A 19928-nucleotide genomic window follows, 5' to 3' on the forward strand; every position below is an offset into this window, starting at 1 on the left:
CCGCGGCCGCAACGCGTGATATCAACAGCGCGTGAGGCTCACCGCCGCGTGCATGCTCGCGCTCGCGTGTGTTGCCTGCGCGCCGCACTCCGAATCGCCGCCGGCCACGACCGTTGAATCTCCGGTCAACCTCACCGTCAACCCAGCTCGAATCGACCGAGCGCGCGACCTCCTGCCAGACGGCTACGAAGTCACCCGCTACACAGGCGCGCCCGCGCCGTTCGCCGCATGGGGTTTCCGGGATTCGGCGGTGTCCGAGCCGACGCAATGTGCGGTGCTGGGCGCGCCCGAAGTCGACCAGGCGACGACGCTGGGCTGGTCGGCGTCAGGATCCGGCGGCATCGTCTATGCCGTCGTCGCGACCGCCGCCGCGCCATCACCGGAGCCGGCGCTGATCGCGGCCTGTGGGCAGTGGGCGGTGACGTCGGGTCACACCTCGGGCACCGTCACAGGACTGCCTGGCCCCGACATCGTCGCCGCGGAGACGTTCGGAATGAGCACGGCCGCAACCACCGTCGTCGAGGGTGGCACCGAGACCCGTTCGCATGCCGAGACATTCGTCGCCTACCTCGGCCAATACGTCTGCTTTGTCGCGGTCGTCACCGATCCGGGCTCGCCGCAGCCCGCGCTCGGGGCGGGATTCGCGTCGGATCTGCTCGCCGAAACGGTGTCGACGCTGCGAGGCTGAGCGCTGCCGCGCAGGTACATTGGCGGCGATGTCGAACCCCCCGAAACATCTGACGATCACGGCGGTGGCGATCGTCGGGCTGCTGGCGGCATGCGGCGCGCCTCAGCCCGAGGACTTCTCGAAGGCCGATATCGCCAGGGTGGCGGATGTGCAGGCCAGTTTCGCCCCGCCGTTCACGGTGAAGACCGTCGGCCCCGCAGCCATCGACCCGAAATTCCTGACGGCGCAGAAGCTGCCGCCGGGGCTGACGTTCGATCCGGCTGACTGTGGGAAAACCGCCGGCGAGCAGACGATTCCGGACGGTGTCAAAGGCAACATGGCCGCGGTGACCGCCGAAGGGGACGGGACGCGGTACATCGTGATCGCCGTGGAGACATCCGAAGCCGTTCCGGCCAACACTCCCACCGACCAGTGCAAGAAGGTGACGTTCCGCGGGCCGGGGATGGGTGGCGTCGTCGAAGTCGTCGAGACGCCGCAGATCAAGGGCGTCGACATCGTCGGCACACACCGGGTTCTGCAGACCGTCACCGCAGAAGGTCCGCGCACCGGCGAGCTGTACAACTACGTCGCCCATTTCGGCAACTTCATCGTGATCGTCACCGCGAACCCGCTCGTCGTCGCCGACAGGCCGCTGGCCAACATCGACACGGGACGGGCCCGCGACCTCGTCACGCAGGCGGTCGAATCGGTGAAGGGCTCCTAGCGGACGTCGTGCGGCCGGAACTGGATGCTGATCCGCGGCCCGGTCGGCCTGGCGGTCTTCGGGATCGAGTGTTCCCAGGTGCGCTGGCAGGAGCCGCCCATCACCAGGAGATCGCCGTGGCAGTGGCGCAGCCGCAGCGACGGACCGCCACCGCGGGGTCGCAGCGCGAAAACCCTTGTCGCGCCGAGTCCGACGATGGCCACCATGGTGTCCTCGGTGCTGCTGCGGCCGATGTTGTCGCCGTGCCAGGCGACGCTGTCGTCACCGTCGCGGTAGAGACACAGGCCGGCGGTGACGAACGGTTCGCCGAGTTCCCCGGCGTAGGTGTCGTTGAGGCGGCGGCGGAGTTGCTTGAGCCGCGGGTGCGGTACGTCAGCCGCGTCGACGAGGTTGTGGAAGCTGACCAGCCGAGGAACGTCGAGCACCCGGTCGTACATCTGACGCCGTTCGGAGCGCCACGGGATCTGGTCGCGGAGCTCCCCGAACAGCGTGTCATCGGGTGAATTGTCTTGGGACAACCACCCGGAACGCACCTCGAGCCAGGCGCCGTTGCCGAGGTCGCGCCGGTCGGACTGGTCGAAAAGCGAGCTTTGCAGAGCCTGCTCCATGGCGTGCAGTCTATCGCACACCCGTTCGAATTACCCGCACGCGAGGAGGAAAGACAAACCTCAGAGCCGAACCGCGCCGGGTCCTTCGTCGGCGAGAACGTCACCCGGGTTGGCCAGCGCACACACCTTCAAGCTCAGGCAGCCGCAGCCGATGCAGCCGGTGAGGTTGTCGCGCAGGCGCTGCAGGTGCAGGATCCGCTGGTCGAGGTCTTCCCGCCAGCCCGCCGAGAGCCGCGCCCAGTCCTTGCTGGTGGGCACGCGATCGGTCGGCAGCGTCGCCAGCGCGTCACGGATCCGGGCCAGCGGAATCCCGAGGCGCTGCGACATCCGGATGAATGCGACCCGGCGCAATGTCTCCCGCGAGTAGCGGCGCTGGTTGCCGCCGGTGCGTCTGCTGGCGATGAGACCTTCGCGTTCGTAGAAATGCAGTGCGGATACGGCGACCCCGCTGCGCGCTGCCATGTCGCCCGGTGCCAACTCGTGGGGCCACTCCATGACCTAAACCATAGTTGAGGTGGAAGTTGGCGTTACGGTGCTAGATGTGACGGAAGCTGCGCTGGGATGCAATTCGGAGGTCGGCAGGCTTCGGGTGGTCATCCTGCACCGCCCCGGGCCGGAACTGCAGCGGCTGACCCCCCGCAACAACGACACCCTGCTGTTCGACGGGTTGCCGTGGGTGGCCAGGGCGCAGGAGGAACACGACGCGTTCGCCGAGTTGTTGCGGTCGCGTGGCGTGGAGGTGTTGGTGCTCGGCGATCTCCTGACCGAGGCGCTCGCGAAGAGCGGAGCGGCCCGCATGCACGGAATCTCCGCCGCGGTCGATTCGCGGCGTCTCGGAGCTCCGCTGGCGCAGGAGCTTTCGGCGTATCTGCGCACGCTCGACGCTGCCCCGCTGGCCAGGATCCTGATGGCGGGCATGACGTTCGACGAGCTGCCGTTCGGGGAGAATGAGTTGTCGCTGGTGCGGCGCATGCACCACGGCGGGGATTTCGTCATCGATCCGCTGCCGAATCTGCTGTTCACGCGGGATTCGTCGTTCTGGATCGGGCCGCGGGTGGCGATCACGTCGCTGTCGATGCGGGCCCGGGTTCGCGAGACGTCATTGACCGATCTGATCTATGCCCACCATCCCCGGTTCCTCGGGGTGCGGCGGGCCTACGAGTCGCGGTCGGCACCGATCGAGGGTGGCGACGTGCTGCTGCTGGCGCCTGGAGTGGTGGCCGTCGGAGTCGGGGAGCGGACGACGCCGGCGGGGGCGGAAGCTCTGGCGCGCAGCCTGTTCGATGATGACCTCGCGCATACGGTGCTGGCGGTCCCGATCGCCCAGGAGCGGGCGCAGATGCACCTGGACACGGTGTGCACGATGGTCGACACCGATGCGGTGGTCATGTACCCGAACATTCAGGATTCGTTGACGGCGTTCACGATTCGGCGCAAGTCCGACGGTGTGACGATCGACCGTGCGGCGCCGTTCGTCGACGCGGCAGCCGATGCGATGGGCATCGGCAAGCTGCGAGTCATCGACACCGGGCTCGATCCCGTCACCGCCGAGCGGGAGCAGTGGGATGACGGCAACAACACGCTGGCGCTCGCGCCCGGCGTGGTGGTGGCCTACGAACGCAACACCGAAACCAATGCGCGCCTGATGGATTCGGGTATCGAGGTGCTGCCGATCTCGGCCTCGGAGCTGGGTACCGGTCGCGGCGGCCCACGCTGCATGTCGTGTCCGGCAGGCCGCGACCCGCTCTAGCAAAGTGGCCTGCACAGGAGCGCATCTCGGCGTCGTTTAATCACGTTGGCCCGCGAATGATGCCGACCAACCTCGATCAGCTGCCATCGAAGCCGTCGCAGTAGATCGCGGAAATGTATGTCGCTGACCAGGTTGTAGCGATGCTCGGCCCACTGGACTCCGATCCGGAACTCCGGCCATCCGATGCCGACCTTTGCCTCCCAGATCCGGTCGCCGACGGAGATGCCCGTCTGAGGACGCGGCAACCCGGCGTCGATGAGCCACAGGCGCACCATTGTCTCCTCGGGTGAACGGGAGCCGCCGTCCATCAGCGTCAGCGCGTCAAACGCTTTACGCGACCAGCGGGCCGATGGGTATCGCGCCTCCAGCGGTGCGACTTCGGCTCTCGTCATATCAGTGGCTGCTGCGAGCATGTCCAGATGCTTGACGGCCTGGTCGCGCGAGAGGCCGCGCGAGTTCGAGTGCGGTGCGCGGGGGAGTCGTGACCGGAAGCTGCTCGCCGTAGATCTCAACTTCGTCTGCTGCGAGCCTCTCGTTGCGGATCACGACGCCTGGCCGTGGCCTTCTGGACTTAGCGATCATTTCTATCGGGACGGAGTCGTCCACGCATCTGACGCCGTACAAGGCAGCGGCAGCCTGCCCGGTGATGACACCTGCGCGTCCAGTCCACAACCATGCCGCGTAGGCGCGCTGGCCGACATCCAACCGCGCGTCGACGGGAAAATACACATCGGGCAACAGGCGGCGGTAATTCCAGCGGAGTGCACCCCGGGTCACCAAACCCTCAGCGATAGCTTCACTTCCGATTATCGGCCAGTCCACACCGGCAGCTTCGTCGCCCACACCGACTCGTTGATGCCGCCATGTGGAGTTCGACGACGCACTTGTGGATGAAATCGGTTATGGGGACAGGTCGCGACCGAGCTCTTGAGGCCTGATGTGGTGACCGGGAAGCTCGAGCCGAGTATGTCGTCACGGTCGTTGAATGCTGCTCAATACGTCGACGCGCCAACCGTGGCGTCCGACTCGCCGAGTTGGACGCCACGGCAGTGTGTCGTGGGAACTTCGCGGATATTGCAGCCGTATAGCAGTTTTGGTGTCGAGCATCGCGGAGAGGGTCCCGCAACAGACTGCTAGCGCCAGGAGGGCAGCCAGATCTGCATGTCCCACGTCGTCTGCGAGATCGGCAAGCCCGTCAGGATCGGGTACAACCACGCGAAGTTCGTGATGACCACCGCCACGTAGATGCAGACGACCAACAGCCCCAACGTTCGGCGCTCGGCATTCTGCCCCGGCTTGTAGAGGATGTCGCCGAGGATCATTGCGATGATCATGACCAAGAACGGCGCCATCGTCGACGCATAGAAGAAGTACATCTGCCGGTCGATGTCGGCGAACCACGGCAGAAAGCCCGCGCTGTAGCCGACCAGCAGAACCGCGTATCGCCAGTCCCGCTTGACGAATGCCCGCCACACCGCCCACGCCAGCACCGGCACCGCGATGAACCACATCGCAGGCGTCCCGACCAGCATCACCGCCTTGACACACGACTGAGCCCCGCAGCCCGACACGTTCTCGGTGTCGATCGCGTACAGCACCGGCCGCAGCGACATCGGCCACGTCCACGGCTTCGATTCCCAAGGATGGTGGTTGCCGTCGGCGTTGGTCAGCCCGGAGTGGAACCGGTACGCCGCATACGTGTAATGCCACAGTGACCGCAGCGCATCGGGAATCGGCAGCACGCTGTCCGGGCCGATCGAGCGGCCCACCTCGTGGCGGTCCACCCCCGTCTCGGACGCGAACCACGGCGTGTACGACGCCAGATACACCCCGAAAGGTATGAGCACCAACGCATACAGCGACGGCCCGACATCGCGGCGGAACGTCCCCAGCCACGGCCTCGGCACCCGGTACTGCTTGCGCGCGGCGATGTCGAACGCCACCGTCATGACGCCGAAGAACATCACGAAGTACAGGCCCGACCACTTCGTCGCGCACGCCAGCCCGAGCAGCACGCCGGCACCGAACCGCCACCAGCGCACGCCGAGTCGCGGACCCCACGCGGTCTCGGCGATCCTGCCGTCGAGGAACGCGATGTGCATGCGCTCGCGGATCTGGTCGCGGTCGACGATCAGGCATCCGAACGCCGCGACGACGAAAACGGTCAGGAACCCGTCGAGCAGCGCGGTGCGCGACGTCACGAAACTGACCCCGTCGGCGATCAGCAGCAGGCCTGCGACGCCGCCGACAAGCGTGGACCGGCTGATCCGGCGCGCGATCCGGACCACCAGCAGCACGAGCACCACGCCGCACACCGCGCCGGAGAACCGCCAGCCCAAGCCGTTGTAACCGAAGATCGCCTCGCCGATCGCGATCAACTGCTTGCCGACGGGCGGGTGTACCACCAGGCCGTAACCGGGGTTGTCCTCGAGCCCGTTGTTGTGCACCATCTGCCACGCCTGCGGCGCATAGTGCTTCTCGTCGAAGATCGGCGTGCCCGCGTCGGTGGGGGAGCCGAGGTTCAGAAAGCGGGTGATCGCGGCCAACGCGGTGATCACGGCCGTCATCGCCCACCCCTGCAGGCGGTCGAGCGGACCGAAGTCGGCGACGGGCACCACGGGGCCGGGGCTGATGACAGGGACCGCTCGCCCGCTCCTCGAAAGCTCGTCGGTCGGGGCAGTCACGCCTGCGATCGTAGGCTGTCTCGCATGACGGCCGGACGACTGCTTGTAGGCGCCACGCCGCTGGGTCAGCCGTCGGACGCGTCGGCACGCCTCGTGCGGGCACTGGGCAGCGCCGACGTGATCGCCGCCGAGGACACCCGCAGGATCCGCACGCTGGCCACCGCACTTGAGGTCAAACCCACAGGCAGGATCGTCAGCCTCTACGACCAGAACGAGGCGTCGCGCATCCCGTCGTTGCTCGACGACATCCGCGGCGGAGCGACAGTCCTGTTGGTCAGCGATGCCGGAATGCCACTGATCAGCGATCCCGGATACCGCCTGGTCGCCGCTTGTGTCGACGCCGGGCTGCCAGTGCAGTGCCTGCCCGGCCCCTCCGCGGTCACGACGGCGCTGGCCGTCGCCGGGCTGCCGTCGGAGCGGTTCTGCTTCGAAGGGTTCGCGCCGCGCAAACAGTCCGCGCGGACGTCGTGGCTGCAGACGCTGGCCGCCGAGCCCCGCACGTGCGTGTTCTTCGAGTCGCCGCGCAGGCTCGGAGAAACCTTGCGCGACGCCGCCGACGTGCTCGGCCCCGGCCGCAGGGCCGTGGTGTGCCGGGAGCTGACGAAGACGCACGAGGAGATCCGGCGCGGATCGCTGGGAGAGCTCGCCGACTGGGCCGCTGACGGCGTGCTCGGGGAGATCACCGTGGTGCTCGCCGGTGCGACGCCGGCTGTCGTGGACCCGGAGGCGCTCGTGGCGGAGGTGCTGACCCTCGTCGACGACGGCATGCGGGTCAAGGACGCGTGTGCGCAGGTGATCGCGGCCAATCCCGGGTCTCCGTCGCGGCGCGAGCTCTACGATGCGGTTCTACGCGCGCGTGACTAGGGGGCTCGACCTTGCATCCAGGCCTGGTGCTGGTCCATGGCGCCTGTCACGGCGCGGACTGCTGGGAGCCGACGATCGACGCGCTGTCACGTCTGGCGCCCGACGTGAAGGTGCTCGCGGTCGACCTACCGGGGCGCCGCGGGAAGCCGGGTGAGCTGGCGGGCGCGCGGATCGACGACTTCGCCGACTCGGTGGTGGCCGACGTCAACGGCGCCGGGTTCGACGACATCGTTCTTGTCGGCCACTCGATGGCCGGGGTGACGTTGCCGCGTGTCGCGAGCAGGCTCGGGGCGAGGCGGGTGAAGGAGTTGGTCTTCGCGGCGGCGTTCGTGCCGCCGGACGGGCAGTGCGTGATCGATCTGGTGCCCGGCGTGATCGGCTGGTACGGCAGGCGCAACAAGAACAAGCGGCCCGCGGGTGCACTGCCCGCGGCGATCGCGAAGTTCGCGTTCTGCAACGGCATGACGCCCGAGCAGCGCAGATTCACCGCGGCGCGCTGGTACCCGGAGACGGCGTCGGTGCCGCTGGAGAACGTGGACCGCCGCGACATGCCCGCCGAGATCCCGCGCACATGGATCCTGACGCTGCGCGATCGCGCCACGACGCCCAGATCGCAGCGCGCGAGTATCGCCGCACTCGGCGGCGTTCAGACCGTCATCGAGATGGACACCTGCCACAATATGATGATCAGCGAGCCGACGCGCCTGGCTGAGATTCTCGCCGAGCGGTGCAGGAGCCATCGCCCGTGACGCACGACTTCGCGACGCCTGATGCGGAACCGTCTCGGCGGAGTTGGCGCGCCAAGCTCGCCAAGGGCGCGGGACGGGCGATCGTCGACGGCTTCTTCAATACTCGCTGAGCGCTGCGTGGCGCGGCTGCCGGACGGCGTCGTCGCCGACGATCGGTGCCGCCTTGTGTAGGCATTCGTCCCATTCGCGGCCCGGGTCGGAGTCTGCGGTGATGCCGCCGCCGACCCCGAGCACGGCCGTGCCGTCGGCGGAGAACTCGACGGTGCGGATCGCGACGTTTAATTCACAGCCGGCCACCGGAGAAGCCAGACCCGCTGTGCCGCAATAAATTCCACGTCGGTGCGGCTCCCAGTCACGGAGCAGCTCGCGGGCGCGGCCCTTGGGGGTTCCGGTGACTGATGCGGGAGGAAACGTCGCCTCCAGTAGCACCCCCATCGGCAGGTCGGCGGGCACCTGCGCCGAGACCGTGGAGACCAGATGCCAGACGCCGGGCGCCGGCCGGACCGCCAGCAGTTCGGCGACGGACACCGAGCCGGTGCGGGCGACCCGGCTGAGGTCGTTGCGGACGAGATCGACGATCATGATGTTCTCGGCCACGTCCTTGACCGATGCGCGGAGCGCGGCAGGGTCGGCATCGCGCGGCAGCGTTCCCTTGATGGGGCTTGAGGTGACGGCCTCGCCACAGCGCCGCAGGAAGAGTTCCGGTGACAGCGACGCCACCGCACCCCAGTCACCCGCGAGGTAGGCGGCGCGGGCAGGGGAGGTTCTGGAGACGGCCTCGGCGAAGAAGTCGAGCGGCGTGCCGTCGAGGCGGCCGGTGAACTGGGTGCACACGCAGGCTTGATAGACCTCGCCGGCGGAGATGGCCTCCAGGCACGCGAGGACGCCGTGCCGGTGTGCGTCGCGGTCCGCGTCACCCCAGTCGACGGCGGCGGTGCTGGGCGCCGTCTGCGACTGCAGCGCATCGCGGATCCAGTCCGAAAGTGCTGTGTCGCTGAGGCTTTCGTACCACCAGACGCCCTCGCTGTCGCAGCGCAGCACGGAGTCCGACCAGCCGCCCGCGGCCTCGGGGATTCGTGGCCCCAGGCCGTCGGCGCCGGCGTCGGGATACGACAGATACCCGAACCAGCCGCCACCGACGGGGCCGTCGCGCCGGTCGCCGGGTGTCAGGTCGAAGACGTCCGACGGCGGCACCGGTGCAGCCGTCAGCGACGGCGCGATGACCGCCCGCGACCCGAACCAGTCCCCGATCAGCGCCGCCGGAGGCGCCAACCCCTGTCGCGTTGCGCCGGCTGCCAGTGCGCGCAGCACCGACGGGGCGGGCCCCAGATCGCCGAGCCGGTCGATGCGCACCGGGCCATTATCTGCCGATGCGTCTGGGCAGCATCACCGTGGATAGCTTCTCGGGGTTGCGCATCGCGTAGAAGTTGGTGATCTTCCCGTCGATGATCTCGACGGACACGATCCCCTCGAGGCGGTCCCCGGTGTAGAGCACCAGCGCGGGCGCGCTGTTGTAGACCCCCGGTTCGGCCCGGCCGTCCGGGCCGCCCAGCCGGATCAGCCCGAGGATCAGTTTGGCCACGCGCTCAGCGCCCGCGACCGGCCTGCGGGCCGCGCTGACCTTGCCGTCGCTGTCGGCGGTCCAGACGACGTCGGGAGCCAGCATCGACATTAGGCCGTCGAGATCCCCGGTCGCCGCTGCGGCGAAGAACTGCATGGTGATCTCCGCGGAGACCTTGGCGTCGATGGGCTCGAACCTCTTGCGTCGCGAGTGCACGTGTTCCCTTGCGCGGTGCGCCATCTGGCGCACCGACGCCGAGGATTTGCCGAGTGTCGACGCGATCTCGTCATGCCCGAAGCCGAAAACCTCCCGCAGCACGAACACCGCCCGCTCGTCAGGGCTCAGCGTTTCCAGCACCACCAGCATCGCCATCGACACCGACTCGGCGAGCACCACGTCTGCCGACGGATCTGCTTCTGTCAGAAGTGGTTCGGGTAGCCACGGGCCGACGTAGTCTTCGCGGCGGCGTGACTGTGCCCGGAGCGCATTGAGTGCCTGGCGGGTGACGAGCTGGGCGAGGTAGGCCTTGGTGTCGGTCACCGAGGCGAGGTCCACCTCGGCCCAGCGCAGGTAGCTCTCCTGCAGCACGTCGTCGGATTCTGTTGCACTGCCCAGGATCTCGTAGGCAATCGTGAACAGCAGCGGTCGCAGATGCGTGAATCGCTCGGCGTGCTCGTCTCCCTGCGTCGTGGTCATCGGACCGGGATCGCCTTCGCCGCGGTTATCTGCTCGGTGCGGTCAGGGCCCTGGAAGAACTTGTAGGACCCCGGCTTCGCTGCCTCGCCGGCCAGCCACTTCACCGTGTAGCGGCACACCTGCTCCTTGACGAACGCGCCGGCACGGCCGCCGATGTAGAGGCTGCGTGGGGTGTCGTCCTTGCGCGCCAACTGGATCGTGCCTGCGCCACGGCCCACGCTGATGCACTGCCCGGTCATCACGACCGTGGCGTCGGCAGCTTCGGTGCCGGCGATGCGGGCCAGCACCGTGTTGCCCGCCTGCGCGCCGAGCGGCAGGCCGGCCTGGCAGCTCATCCGGTAGGGAAGACCTGACGGCGCCGCCGAGTCGCCCGCGGCGACGATGCGGCCGTCATCGACGCTGGTCAGGCTCTCGTCGGTGATGAGGCGGCCCAGCGCGTCGGTCGTCAGCCCGCTCTGGGCGGCCAGCCCTGGCACCCCGAACCCGGCCGTCCACACGGTGACCGCACTCGGCAGGACGCGTCCGTCGGAGAGGGCGATGTGGTCGGCGGCGACGGAAGCCACCGTGGCCGACACCAAGGTCACCCCCAGCTTGGTGAGGCGCTTGGTCACCGAGCGGCGTCCCGACCGGCCCAGCGACGGACCGATGAGGGTGCTGACCAGCGTCACGTGACGGCCGGCTTCGGCGAACTCCGACGCTGCCTCGATGCCGGTCAGTCCGCCGCCGACGACGACGATCGGGGCCTGCGTCGGCACGTCAGCCAGGCGCGCACGAAGCCGATGCGCCTGCTCCAATTCGCTGAGAGGATAAGCGAATTCGGCTGCACCAGGCACCGAGTCCGGCACTGCGCCGGTGCTTCCCGCCGCGTAGACGAGGTAGTCGTAGCCCAGGGTCTCGCCGGAGGCCAGGGTGACCTGGCGCGCGGCTGCGTCGATGCGCTCGGCGCGGTCGACGACGAGCTGCACTCCCGCGTTGAGCACCGCGCCGAAATCTGCGACGGCGTCGTCGTTGTCGGCCGCGAGTTGATGCAGCCGGATCCGTTCCACGAACTCCGGTCGCGGGTTGATCACCTTCACCCGCACATCGTCACGTGACATGAGGCGGTTGGCTGCCATGACACCGGCGTATCCGCCGCCGATCACCAGGACAGTGGTCTGGGTCGTGGTCATTCCTTGTCTCCTTCGAGGTTGTCGGCTCCGCGTCGAGCCGGTCTGACCTCAAGACACCGGTGGCCGCCAATCTGTGACAGGTCGTGACACACGTCACATATATAGAGGAGCCGGTGTCACTCCGCCTGATAGCGCGGGAAGACCCCGGACGGCGCAGGGAGAGGCGACCCGGGGGCGAGCCGTGTCCCGATCGCGGTGAAATCGCGTCGATCGGCGGGCTGGCCGAGCAGGTCGAGAAGTTTGGCCATCGACTCGGGCATCACCGGCTGGCTGAGCATCGCGGCGATGCGCACCACTTCGAGTGTCGTGTAGAGCACCGTCGCGAACCGGTCGGGGTCGCTCTTGCGCAGCACCCACGGCTCCTGCGCCGAGAAGTACCGATTCGCCGCACCCAGGACGGACCAGATCGATTCCAGCGCGAGGTGCATCGCCGTCGCGGCGTAGTGACCGCGCACCTTGTCCAGCAATGCGTCGGCAGCAGCGAGCATCTCCGAGTCCTCGGCGGTGAATTCGCCCGGCGTCGGCGTCACCCCATCGAGGTTCTTGGCGACCATCGACAGTGAGCGCTGGGCCAGGTTTCCGAACTCGTTGGCCAGGTCGGCATTGATCCGGCCGATGATGCCTTCCTCGCTGTAGCTGCCGTCCTGTCCGAACGGGACCTCGCGGAGCAGGAAGTAGCGCAGCTGGTCGAGTCCGAACGTGTCGACGAGGTTGACGGGGTCGACGGTGTTGCCGATCGACTTGCTCATCTTCTCGCCGCGGTTGAACAGGAAGCCGTGCGCGAACACCTTGTCCGGCAACTCGATACCCGCCGACATCAGGAACGCCGGCCAGTAGACGGTGTGGAACCGGATGATGTCCTTGCCGATCATGTGCAGATTCGCCGGCCAGTACCGCTGGAATGCCTCGGATTCGGTGTCGGGGAAGCCTACGCCGGTGAGGTAGTTGGTCAGCGCGTCCACCCAGACGTACATGACGTGGTCGGGGTGGTCGGGCACGGGGACGCCCCAGTCGAAGGTGGTGCGCGAGATCGAAAGATCGCGCAGTCCGCCCGAGACGAAGCTGACGATCTCGTTGCGGCGAACCTCGGGTTCGATGAAGTCCGGGCGTTCGGCGTAGAGCGCGAGCAGTCGGTCGGTGTACTCCGACAGTTTGAAGAAGTACGTCTCTTCCTCGGTCCAGGTCACCGGGGTGCCGGTTTCGGTGGCGACGCGCACCCCGTCGGCACCGACCGTCGTCTCGCCTTCGGTGAAGAATCGTTCGTCGCGCACTGAGTACCAGCCCGAGTACTTGTCGAGGTACACGTCGCCGGCGTCGACCATCCGCGCCCAGATCGCCTTCGACGCCTCGTAGTGGTCGGCGTCGCTGGTGCGGATGAAGCGGTCGAACGAGATGTTCAGCTTCTCCTGCAGACGCTGGAACACATCCGAGTTCTGCCGCGCCAGGTCCGCGGTGGCCATGCCGACCTTGGCCGCCGTCTCGGCCATCTTCAGCCCATGCACGTCGGTTCCGGTGAGGAAGCGGACGTCGAATCCGTCCAGCCGCTTGAACCGCGCGATCGCATCGGTCGCGATGTATTCGTAGGCGTGTCCGACGTGGGGATCGCCGTTGGGGTACGCGATCGCCGTCGTGATGTAGTAAGGCTCGCTCATTTCTCACTCATTTCGACGTCAACCCTAGAGTGTGGGCGTGAGTTCCAAGCACCGTGAGCCGCCGCCGATTCCCGAGCCCCTCGCCCCGCTGATCGACGCTCACACCCACCTCGACGCGTGCGGTGCGAAAGACGCCGACGACGTGCGCGCGATCCTCGACCGCGCAGGTACGGCCGGAGTTCAGGCCGTGGTGACGATCGCCGACGATCTGGGGTCGGCTCGCTGGGCGGCCGACGCGGCCGACTGGGATTCCCGGGTGTATGCGGCGGTCGCACTGCACCCCACCCGGGCGAACGCGCTGACGGATGAGGCGCGGACGGTCATCGCGAACCTCGCGGCACATCCCCGGGTGGTGGCGATCGGCGAGACCGGGATGGATCTGTACTGGCCGGGACGGCTGGAGGGCTGTGCCGACCCGGACGAGCAGCGGGAGGCCTTCGCGTGGCACATCGATCTGGCCAAGCGCACCAATAAGCCGCTGATGATTCACAACCGGGACGCCGACGCCGCGGTTCTGGACGTGCTGCGGGCCGAGGGCGCTCCCGAGAGTGTGATCTTCCACTGCTTTTCGTCCGATGCGGCGATGGCCCGCACGTGTATCGACGAGGGCTGGTTGTTGAGCCTGTCGGGAACAGTGAGCTTCAAGAATGCCCGCGACCTGCGTGAAGCGGCCCCGCTGATCCCGCCGGATCAGCTGCTCGTCGAGACCGACGCACCGTTTCTGACACCGCACCCGTTCCGCGGGGCGCCGAACGAGCCCTACTGCCTCCCCTACACTGTTCGAGCGCTGGCCGAGCTCCTCGGCCGGCCCGCAGAAGCGCTCGCCGAGGAGAGTTCTGCGACGGCGGTACGGGCTTACGGTCTGGCGGGTTGCTGGTAGTAGGCCTTTTCGTTACCGTCTTGTGATAAATCGCGGCGTGGCGACCCCCACACCTCCTGCCACCCGCGCCAGGCATAGTCGGGATAGACGACATCTTGAATGCATTGACAAAACTTCATCAGACGCGCTCGCCCCTCCTGCGACTTTTGGTCGCGGCGACTTTGCTGGCGCTGGTCTTCGCGGGCATCACCGCGGTCGCTGCACACAAGACGGTGACGCTCACCATCGACGGTGCGTCGATCGAGGTGTCGACGATGAAGTCGCGTGTCATCGACGTCGTGACCGAAAACGGCTTCGACGTCGGGGAGCGCGACGACCTGTTTCCCGCGGCGGATACCCCCGTGCACCAGTCCGACACGATCGTGTTGCGCCGCAGCAGGCCGCTGGAGATCTCGACCGACGGTGGTGGCACCGAGCAGGTGTGGACGACTGCGTCGACCGTGGACGAGGCGCTCGCCCAGCTCCAGATGACCGACAAGGCTCCCGTCGCGGCCTCGCGCGGCAGCCGGCTCCCGCTCGACGGCATGGCACTTCCGGTGGTCAGCGCGCAAAACGTGCAAATTGAGGACGCCGGCGTGGTCCGCTCGGTGCGGCTGGCGGCCCCGAATGTCGCGGCGCTGTTAGATGCCGCCGGTGTGCCGTTACAGCAAAGCGACAGCGTGATCCCGGCGCCGTCGACGCCAATTGTGAACGGTATGTACATAAAGGTGACCCGTGTTCGCATCGCAAAAGTCACCGAGCGATTGCCGCTGAATCCGAACAATCAGCGCATCGAGGACGCGACTCTCAACATGAGCCGTCAAATAGTGGAAGATCCCGGAAATCCCGGTGTCCAGGACGTGATTTTTGCGGTGTCGTCAGTAAACGGCGTGGAAACGGGAAGGCTGCCAGTAGCCAATGTCGTCATCGCTCCGGCGCGCGATGGTGTGCTGAGAGTAGGGGCAAAACCGGGCACGGAGGTGCCTCCGGTAACCAATGGAGGCGCCTGGGATGCCCTGTCGCGGTGCGAAGCCGGAGGTAATTGGGCCATCAACACCGGCAATGGCTATTTTGGCGGGGTTCAATTTGATCAAAACACCTGGGAACGCAACGGTGGTCTGAGGTATGCTCAGCGAGCGGATCTGGCAACGAGGGAAGAGCAGATCGCGATTGCTGAGGTAACTCGGGCGCGCCAAGGTTGGGGGGCGTGGCCGACCTGTAGTGGGAGGATCGGTGCGTCGTGACAATACGACTGCTGGGGCGAACTGAAATTCGTCATTTGGCCAAGTCGATTGACTTCAGGCCAAGGAAGTCTTTCGGTCAGAATTTCGTGCATGACGCCAACACGGTGCGCCGCATCGTCTCCGCGTCCAGCGTGAACCGTTCGGACCATGTGCTCGAGGTCGGGCCGGGGCTGGGCTCGTTGACGCTCGCGCTGCTTGACCGCGGCGCCAAGGTCACCGCGGTGGAGATCGATCCGGTGCTGGCCAACCAGTTGCCGACGACGATTGCTGCGCATTCGCACAGCGAGGCCAACCGTCTGACCGTCCTGAACAGGGACATCCTGACGTTCAAGCAATCGGACATGACCGAGATGCCGACGGCGTTGGTGGCCAACCTGCCGTACAACATCGCGGTTCCGGCGCTGCTGCATCTGCTGGCGGAGTTCCCCTCCATCCGCACCGTGATGGTGATGGTGCAGGCCGAGGTCGCCGAGCGCCTCGCCGCCGAACCGGGTGGCAAGGACTACGGGGTGCCGAGCGCCAAGATCCGATTCTTCGGCAATGTGCGCCGCTACGGCATGGTGTCGCCGACGGTGTTCTGGCCGATCCCGCGGGTCTACTCCGGCCTGGTGCGCATCGACCGGTTCGAGACGTCGCCGTGGCCGACCGACGAAGATTTCCGCGAGAACGTTTTCCAGCTCATCGACATCGCGTTCGCCCAGCGTCGCAAGACCGTGCGCAACGCCTTCGCCGAGTGGGCGGGGTCGGGCAACGAGTCGGCCAGCCGACTGCTCGCCGCCAGTATCAACCCGGCCCTGCGTGGTGAGACGTTGAAGATCGAAGACTTCGTCCGCCTGCTGCAGCGCAACGCCGACTGGCACGAAGTGCCCAAGGTTGCGCCCGAGGCCATTGACGCGCAGGAAGACGAGCAGGTCCCCACGCTCTAGAGCGCCTCTTTACCTCAGCCCCGACGCTGCGTTCCACGCGGTCCGATCGTCACGACCGGCCGCATGGGACGCAGTTTCGCGTTTCGGGGTCCTACTCCGGCTTGTTGTCCTTCTCGCGGTACTCCTCCATCAGCGGGGTATCGGCCTTGATCGGATAGTCCCCGGTGATGCCAATTCGTTCGGCGGCCATGGCCATCACCCGGCCGCGGACGGCGTACCAGCCGATGATCAGCGCGGGGATGATGACCACGATCGCGATCAGGTTCCAGTAGTTCTCGTAGCACATCAGGGCGGTGACGGCGCCGAGGAAGATCAGCGTCGCGTAGCTCGTGTACGGCGTCCCCCAGAGCCGGAACGACGGCCGGTTCAGGATTCCCTTCTTCGACCACCGGTACAGCTGGATCTGGCAGATGACGATTGTCGCCCAGGACGCGATGATGCCCAACGCGGACAGGTCGAGCGCGATGTTGAAGGCCTCTTCCGGCACGACGAGGTTGAGGAACACTCCGACGACGGTGAAGGCGGCGGTCAGCGCGATGCCGGCGAACGGCACGCCGTTGCGGGTCATCTTGCCCGTGAATTCGGGTGCGCTGCCGTTCATCGCCATCGACCGCAGGATCCGGCCCGTCGAATACAGGCCGGCGTTGAGGCTCGACATCGCGGCGGTCAGGACGACGAAGTTCATGATGTCGCCCGCCACGGGCACGCCGATGCTGGAGAAGAAGGTGACGAACGGGCTCTCGCCCTGTTTGTAGGCGGTGTAGGGGAGCAGCAGGGCGAGCAGCACCAGTGAGCCCACATAGAAGACCGCGATGCGGAACACCACCGAGTTGATCGCCTTCGGCATCACCTTGTCGGGATTCTCCGTCTCGCCGGCCGCCGTGCCGACCAATTCGACTGCGGCGTAGGCGAAGATGACGCCGGAGGTGACGATCACGAGCTCGAGGAGGCCGGTCGGCAGGAGGCCGCCGTTCTCGGCGATGACCGAGACGCCGGTGTTCTGGCCGTTGACGTCGAAGCGGCCGGCCAGGAAGACGATGCCGATGACGAGAAAGCTCACCAGCGCAATGACTTTGATCAGCGCGGCCCAGAACTCCATCTCGCCGAACAGCTTCACCGAGATCATGTTCACGGTGAGCACGATCACGAGGGCGATGAGGGCGATCGTCCACTGGGGTATCGCTTCGAACGCGCCCCAGTAGTGCATGTAGAGCGCGATCGCCGTCACATCGACGATCGCCGTGCACGCCCAGTTGAAGAAGTAGGTCCAGCCTGCGACGTAAGCCGCCTTCTCGCCGAGGAATTCGCGGGCGTAGGACACGAAAGACCCTGACGACGGGCGGTGTAGGACGAGCTCACCGAGGGCGCGCAGGATGAAGAACACGAATACACCGCAGACGGCGTAGACGATGAACAGACCGGGGCCGGCGCTGCTCAACCGGCCTCCTGCTCCCATGAAGAGCCCCGTACCGATCGCACCGCCGATCGCGATCATCTGAAGTTGCCGGGGTTTGAGGCCCTTGTGGTAGCCCTCCTCTTCGTGAGCGAGCGCTGAGTTGTCGTACTGCAGAGCAGATCCCATGAGCGGGACGCTAGCGGCGTTCCTGCAGGTTGGAAAACCGAGATCGGTAAAACTTGGGTTACATAGCGCCGGTTGATAATTGATGTTTCAGTCGCGGACAACGCGGGTAATCAGCGCCGTCAATTCCGTGCAGGACTGGTATCTGTCGTCAGGGTTCTTAGCCATGGCCTTCGCCAGCATCGAATCGAAAGCCGTTGGTAGCCAGTCGATATGGCGCGACGGACGGGGCGGTGCGCTGTGCAACTGGGCGTCGGTGAGTGCGGCCTGTGTGTTGGCTGTGAATGGCGTTCGGCCGGTGACCATTTCGACGATGGTGCACGCCAGGGCATAGCTGTCGGTGGCGGCGGAAACAGCCCGTCCCGTCAGCAACTCCGGTGGGGCGTAGGGCAGGGACGCTGTGACGCGCGTCGCACGCGATGGTGAGGTCTCTCCGATGGATCGGGCGTTACCGAAGTCGACCAGTAACGCTCCGGTTTCGTAGAAGTTCTGTGTGACAAGGATATTGGCGGGTTTGACATCGCAATGAACGACGCCGAGCGAGTGGATGTGGTCGAGCGCGTCCGCGATCTGGCTCAACGCAACCATCCGGTTCGGGAGGGTGGCGAGGTTCTTGACCGAGCCGCCGCCGGCCAGCGTCATCGCCAACCAGCCCGAGCCGCTGTCGAAAACCTCGACGATGTGCGGGTGGCTGAATCGGCGGGCGTAGTCGAATTCGCGGCGCAACCGTTGCTGCTCGACGGCCTCGCCGCGAGCGATCTTGAGCGCGACCTGCCGCTCGGGAGCCGCGACGTCGTGGGCGCGGTACACGATCGCCGAGCCGCCGCGGCCGACCGTCTCGTCGATGACATAGCCCTCGAAGCGATCGCCCGGCGACAGCACGAACTCAGCCTAAAGTTCCCGGACTCCCGTCGCGCCGTTAACCTCGGTCAGGTGTCCGCGCGCGACGGTAATACCGCATCCGATTGGGTCCCGACGGGCTCGGTGACGGTCAGGGTGCCCGGCAAGGTCAACCTCTACCTCGATGTCGGCGACCGCCGCGACGACGGCTATCACGAACTGACCACCGTCTTCCACGCGGTGTCGCTGCTCGACGAGGTCACCGTCCGCAACGCCGACGTCCTGTCCCTGGAGCACGTCGGCGAGGGGGCCGACTCGCTGCCCACCGACGACCGCAACCTTGCGTGGAAGGCGGCCGAGTTGCTGGCCGACCACGTGGGGCGGGCGCCGGACGTCGCGATCTCGATCGAGAAGACCATCCCGGTGGCCGGGGGCATGGCGGGCGGCAGCGCCGACGCCGCGGCTGTCCTGGTGGCGATGAACCATCTGTGGGAGCTCGGTGTGCCGCGCCGCGATCTGCACGCGCTGGCGTCTGAGCTCGGCAGCGATGTGCCCTTCGCGCTGCACGGCGGCACCGCTCTGGGGACGGGGCGCGGCGAGGAGTTGGCGACCGTGTTGGCGCGCAACACGTTCCACTGGGTGCTCGCGTTTTCTCCCGGCGGCCTGTCGACCGCCAAGGTCTTCGCAGAGATCGACCGGCTGCGCGCCGAAGAGGACCGCACGCTGCCGCCGCGTCTGGAGTCACCCGAGCCGGTGCTGGCGGCGCTGGCATCAGGGGATCCGGCGCAGCTCGCCCCGTTGCTCGGCAACGATCTGGCGCCCGCGGCGCTGAGTCTGGACCCGACGCTGCGACGCACGCTGCGTGCCGGTGTCGATGCGGGCGCGCTGGCCGGTGTGGTGTCCGGATCTGGCCCCACCTGCGCTTTTCTGTGCACGTCGGCCGGTGCTGCGATCGATGTCGGAACGGAATTGGCCGGGGCGGGCGTCTGCCGGACGGTGCGCGTCGCCAGCGGTCCGGTCCAGGGCGCGCGCGTCGTGCCCAGCCCGTCAGCTGCCGGCTGACAGATAAATTCGCGATCACAAATAGATGTGACACATGCCTCAATTATCGCGGGCGTTTGGCAGCTACTTAAGAGTTGCTTAAGATGATCGACGGTGACAGCTAGCGGTCGAGTAAAGGACGCAACGAGCTTTCCCGCCATCTCGGTGGGTAGGCCGGAGAACGCGCGGTCCGGATCAGGCCACGTTTACGAAACATCACCGATTCGAGACACAACCGCTCCCCAAAAGTGTGCGCGCCTCCACGAAAAGGCCACGTCACGGGCGGAGCATGGCAGACGGGCATGTGCACCGGGG

19 protein-coding genes are annotated in these 19928 nt (G+C 66.8%); 9 read left to right on the forward strand and 10 right to left on the reverse strand.

Features of this window, described 5'->3' with window-relative positions:
- Positions 1–31: 31 nt before the first annotated feature.
- The gene (locus P9A17_RS14835; protein ID WP_278039390.1) at positions 32–688 is read left to right on the forward strand and encodes a DUF5642 family protein; all 657 of its coding nucleotides are present in this window, start codon (positions 32–34) and stop codon (positions 686–688) included.
- A 28-nt stretch (positions 689–716) separates the two neighbouring features.
- Complete coding sequence (locus P9A17_RS14840; protein ID WP_278039391.1) at positions 717–1391, forward strand: DUF5642 family protein; 675 nt, start codon at positions 717–719, stop codon at positions 1389–1391.
- On the opposite strand, the gene P9A17_RS14845 is transcribed toward P9A17_RS14840, so the two are convergent.
- Both P9A17_RS14845 and soxR read right to left on the reverse strand, forming a co-directional pair.
- Positions 1388–1999, reverse strand: a complete 612-nt coding sequence (locus tag P9A17_RS14845) for an alpha-ketoglutarate-dependent dioxygenase AlkB (RefSeq protein WP_278039392.1) — start codon at positions 1997–1999, stop codon at positions 1388–1390. The genes P9A17_RS14840 and P9A17_RS14845 overlap by 4 nt on opposite strands.
- Before the next feature lie 60 nt (positions 2000–2059).
- The gene (gene soxR / locus P9A17_RS14850; RefSeq protein WP_278039393.1) at positions 2060–2494 is read right to left on the reverse strand and encodes a redox-sensitive transcriptional activator SoxR; all 435 of its coding nucleotides are present in this window, start codon (positions 2492–2494) and stop codon (positions 2060–2062) included.
- 46 nt (positions 2495–2540) lie between these two features.
- Between soxR and arcA the strand changes: the two genes are divergently transcribed.
- Positions 2541–3749 carry an arginine deiminase gene (arcA, locus tag P9A17_RS14855; protein ID WP_278039394.1) on the forward strand — a complete coding sequence of 403 codons (1209 nt, stop codon included), beginning with the start codon at positions 2541–2543 and terminating at the stop codon, positions 3747–3749.
- Here the strand turns inward: arcA and P9A17_RS14860 are convergent.
- Together P9A17_RS14860 and P9A17_RS14865 are read right to left on the reverse strand one after the other, a co-directional pair.
- Positions 3746–4141, reverse strand: coding sequence for a hypothetical protein (locus tag P9A17_RS14860; protein WP_278039395.1), 396 nt, complete (start codon positions 4139–4141; stop codon positions 3746–3748). The genes arcA and P9A17_RS14860 overlap by 4 nt on opposite strands.
- 741 nt (positions 4142–4882) lie before the next feature.
- The gene (locus tag P9A17_RS14865; protein ID WP_278039396.1) at positions 4883–6433 is read right to left on the reverse strand and encodes a phospholipid carrier-dependent glycosyltransferase; all 1551 of its coding nucleotides are present in this window, start codon (positions 6431–6433) and stop codon (positions 4883–4885) included.
- A 24-nt stretch (positions 6434–6457) separates the two neighbouring features.
- On the opposite strand from P9A17_RS14865, the gene rsmI reads away from it, so the two are divergent.
- Both rsmI and P9A17_RS14875 read left to right on the forward strand, forming a co-directional pair.
- Complete coding sequence (gene rsmI / locus P9A17_RS14870; protein ID WP_278039397.1) at positions 6458–7297, forward strand: 16S rRNA (cytidine(1402)-2'-O)-methyltransferase; 840 nt, start codon at positions 6458–6460, stop codon at positions 7295–7297.
- A gap of 11 nt (positions 7298–7308) precedes the next feature.
- Entirely contained in the window at positions 7309–8046 is a 738-nt protein-coding gene (locus P9A17_RS14875; protein ID WP_278039398.1) for an alpha/beta hydrolase, read from the forward strand.
- A gap of 96 nt (positions 8047–8142) precedes the next feature.
- On the opposite strand, the gene P9A17_RS14880 is transcribed toward P9A17_RS14875, so the two are convergent.
- From P9A17_RS14880 to metG, 4 genes are all read right to left on the reverse strand, one after another.
- Positions 8143–9399: an aminodeoxychorismate synthase component I gene (locus tag P9A17_RS14880; RefSeq protein ID WP_278039399.1), complete on the reverse strand. Its 1257-nt coding sequence runs from the start codon at positions 9397–9399 to the stop codon at positions 8143–8145.
- Between the two features lie 7 nt (positions 9400–9406).
- Positions 9407–10303 carry an RNA polymerase sigma-70 factor gene (locus P9A17_RS14885; protein ID WP_278039400.1) on the reverse strand — a complete coding sequence of 299 codons (897 nt, stop codon included), beginning with the start codon at positions 10301–10303 and terminating at the stop codon, positions 9407–9409.
- Positions 10300–11472 (reverse strand): FAD-dependent oxidoreductase, encoded by a 1173-nt coding sequence (locus P9A17_RS14890; protein ID WP_278039401.1) that lies wholly within the window; start codon positions 11470–11472, stop codon positions 10300–10302. The genes P9A17_RS14885 and P9A17_RS14890 overlap by 4 nt, the downstream gene beginning before the upstream one ends.
- A 116-nt stretch (positions 11473–11588) precedes the next feature.
- Positions 11589–13124 carry a methionine--tRNA ligase gene (gene metG / locus P9A17_RS14895; protein ID WP_278039402.1) on the reverse strand — a complete coding sequence of 512 codons (1536 nt, stop codon included), beginning with the start codon at positions 13122–13124 and terminating at the stop codon, positions 11589–11591.
- Between the two features lie 37 nt (positions 13125–13161).
- On the opposite strand from metG, the gene P9A17_RS14900 reads away from it, so the two are divergent.
- The 3 genes from P9A17_RS14900 to rsmA all read left to right on the forward strand — a co-directional run bounded on the left by P9A17_RS14900 (position 13162) and on the right by rsmA (position 16153).
- Positions 13162–14004: a TatD family hydrolase gene (locus P9A17_RS14900; protein WP_278039404.1), complete on the forward strand. Its 843-nt coding sequence runs from the start codon at positions 13162–13164 to the stop codon at positions 14002–14004.
- 95 nt (positions 14005–14099) lie between these two features.
- The gene (locus P9A17_RS14905) at positions 14100–15227 is read left to right on the forward strand and encodes a resuscitation-promoting factor (RefSeq protein WP_278039405.1); all 1128 of its coding nucleotides are present in this window, start codon (positions 14100–14102) and stop codon (positions 15225–15227) included.
- Positions 15224–16153 carry a 16S rRNA (adenine(1518)-N(6)/adenine(1519)-N(6))-dimethyltransferase RsmA gene (rsmA, locus tag P9A17_RS14910; RefSeq protein ID WP_278039407.1) on the forward strand — a complete coding sequence of 310 codons (930 nt, stop codon included), beginning with the start codon at positions 15224–15226 and terminating at the stop codon, positions 16151–16153. Before P9A17_RS14905 ends, rsmA begins: the two co-directional genes overlap by 4 nt.
- 91 nt (positions 16154–16244) lie before the next feature.
- Here rsmA and P9A17_RS14915 read toward each other — a convergent pair whose 3' ends face one another.
- Positions 16245–17735: an amino acid permease gene (locus tag P9A17_RS14915; protein WP_278039408.1), complete on the reverse strand. Its 1491-nt coding sequence runs from the start codon at positions 17733–17735 to the stop codon at positions 16245–16247.
- A gap of 87 nt (positions 17736–17822) precedes the next feature.
- The gene (locus tag P9A17_RS14920; protein WP_278039409.1) at positions 17823–18614 is read right to left on the reverse strand and encodes a serine/threonine-protein kinase; all 792 of its coding nucleotides are present in this window, start codon (positions 18612–18614) and stop codon (positions 17823–17825) included.
- A 51-nt stretch (positions 18615–18665) separates the two neighbouring features.
- Here P9A17_RS14920 and P9A17_RS14925 point away from each other — a divergent pair, with 51 nt between their 5' ends.
- The gene (locus tag P9A17_RS14925; RefSeq protein WP_278039410.1) at positions 18666–19634 is read left to right on the forward strand and encodes a 4-(cytidine 5'-diphospho)-2-C-methyl-D-erythritol kinase; all 969 of its coding nucleotides are present in this window, start codon (positions 18666–18668) and stop codon (positions 19632–19634) included.
- Positions 19635–19928: the final 294 nt, after the last annotated feature.

Origin of the sequence: Mycobacterium sp. 236(2023), from assembly GCF_029623955.1 — a bacterium.
GTDB lineage: Bacteria > Actinomycetota > Actinomycetes > Mycobacteriales > Mycobacteriaceae > Mycobacterium.

Bases quoted from the DNA above. Each gene is read 5' to 3' on its own strand.
- P9A17_RS14840 (WP_278039391.1), top strand. From the start codon at position 717: ATGTCGAACCCCCCGAAACATCTGACGATCACGGCGGTGGCGATCGTC.
- P9A17_RS14860 (WP_278039395.1), bottom strand. From the start codon at position 4,141: ATGACGAGAGCCGAAGTCGCACCGCTGGAGGCGCGATACCCATCGGCC.
- metG (WP_278039402.1), bottom strand. From the start codon at position 13,124: ATGAGCGAGCCTTACTACATCACGACGGCGATCGCGTACCCCAACGGC.
- P9A17_RS14845 (WP_278039392.1), bottom strand. From the start codon at position 1,999: ATGGAGCAGGCTCTGCAAAGCTCGCTTTTCGACCAGTCCGACCGGCGC.
- rsmI (WP_278039397.1), top strand. From the start codon at position 6,458: ATGACGGCCGGACGACTGCTTGTAGGCGCCACGCCGCTGGGTCAGCCG.
- soxR (WP_278039393.1), bottom strand. From the start codon at position 2,494: ATGGAGTGGCCCCACGAGTTGGCACCGGGCGACATGGCAGCGCGCAGC.
- P9A17_RS14915 (WP_278039408.1), bottom strand. From the start codon at position 17,735: ATGGGATCTGCTCTGCAGTACGACAACTCAGCGCTCGCTCACGAAGAG.
- P9A17_RS14885 (WP_278039400.1), bottom strand. From the start codon at position 10,303: ATGACCACGACGCAGGGAGACGAGCACGCCGAGCGATTCACGCATCTG.
- P9A17_RS14890 (WP_278039401.1), bottom strand. From the start codon at position 11,472: ATGACCACGACCCAGACCACTGTCCTGGTGATCGGCGGCGGATACGCC.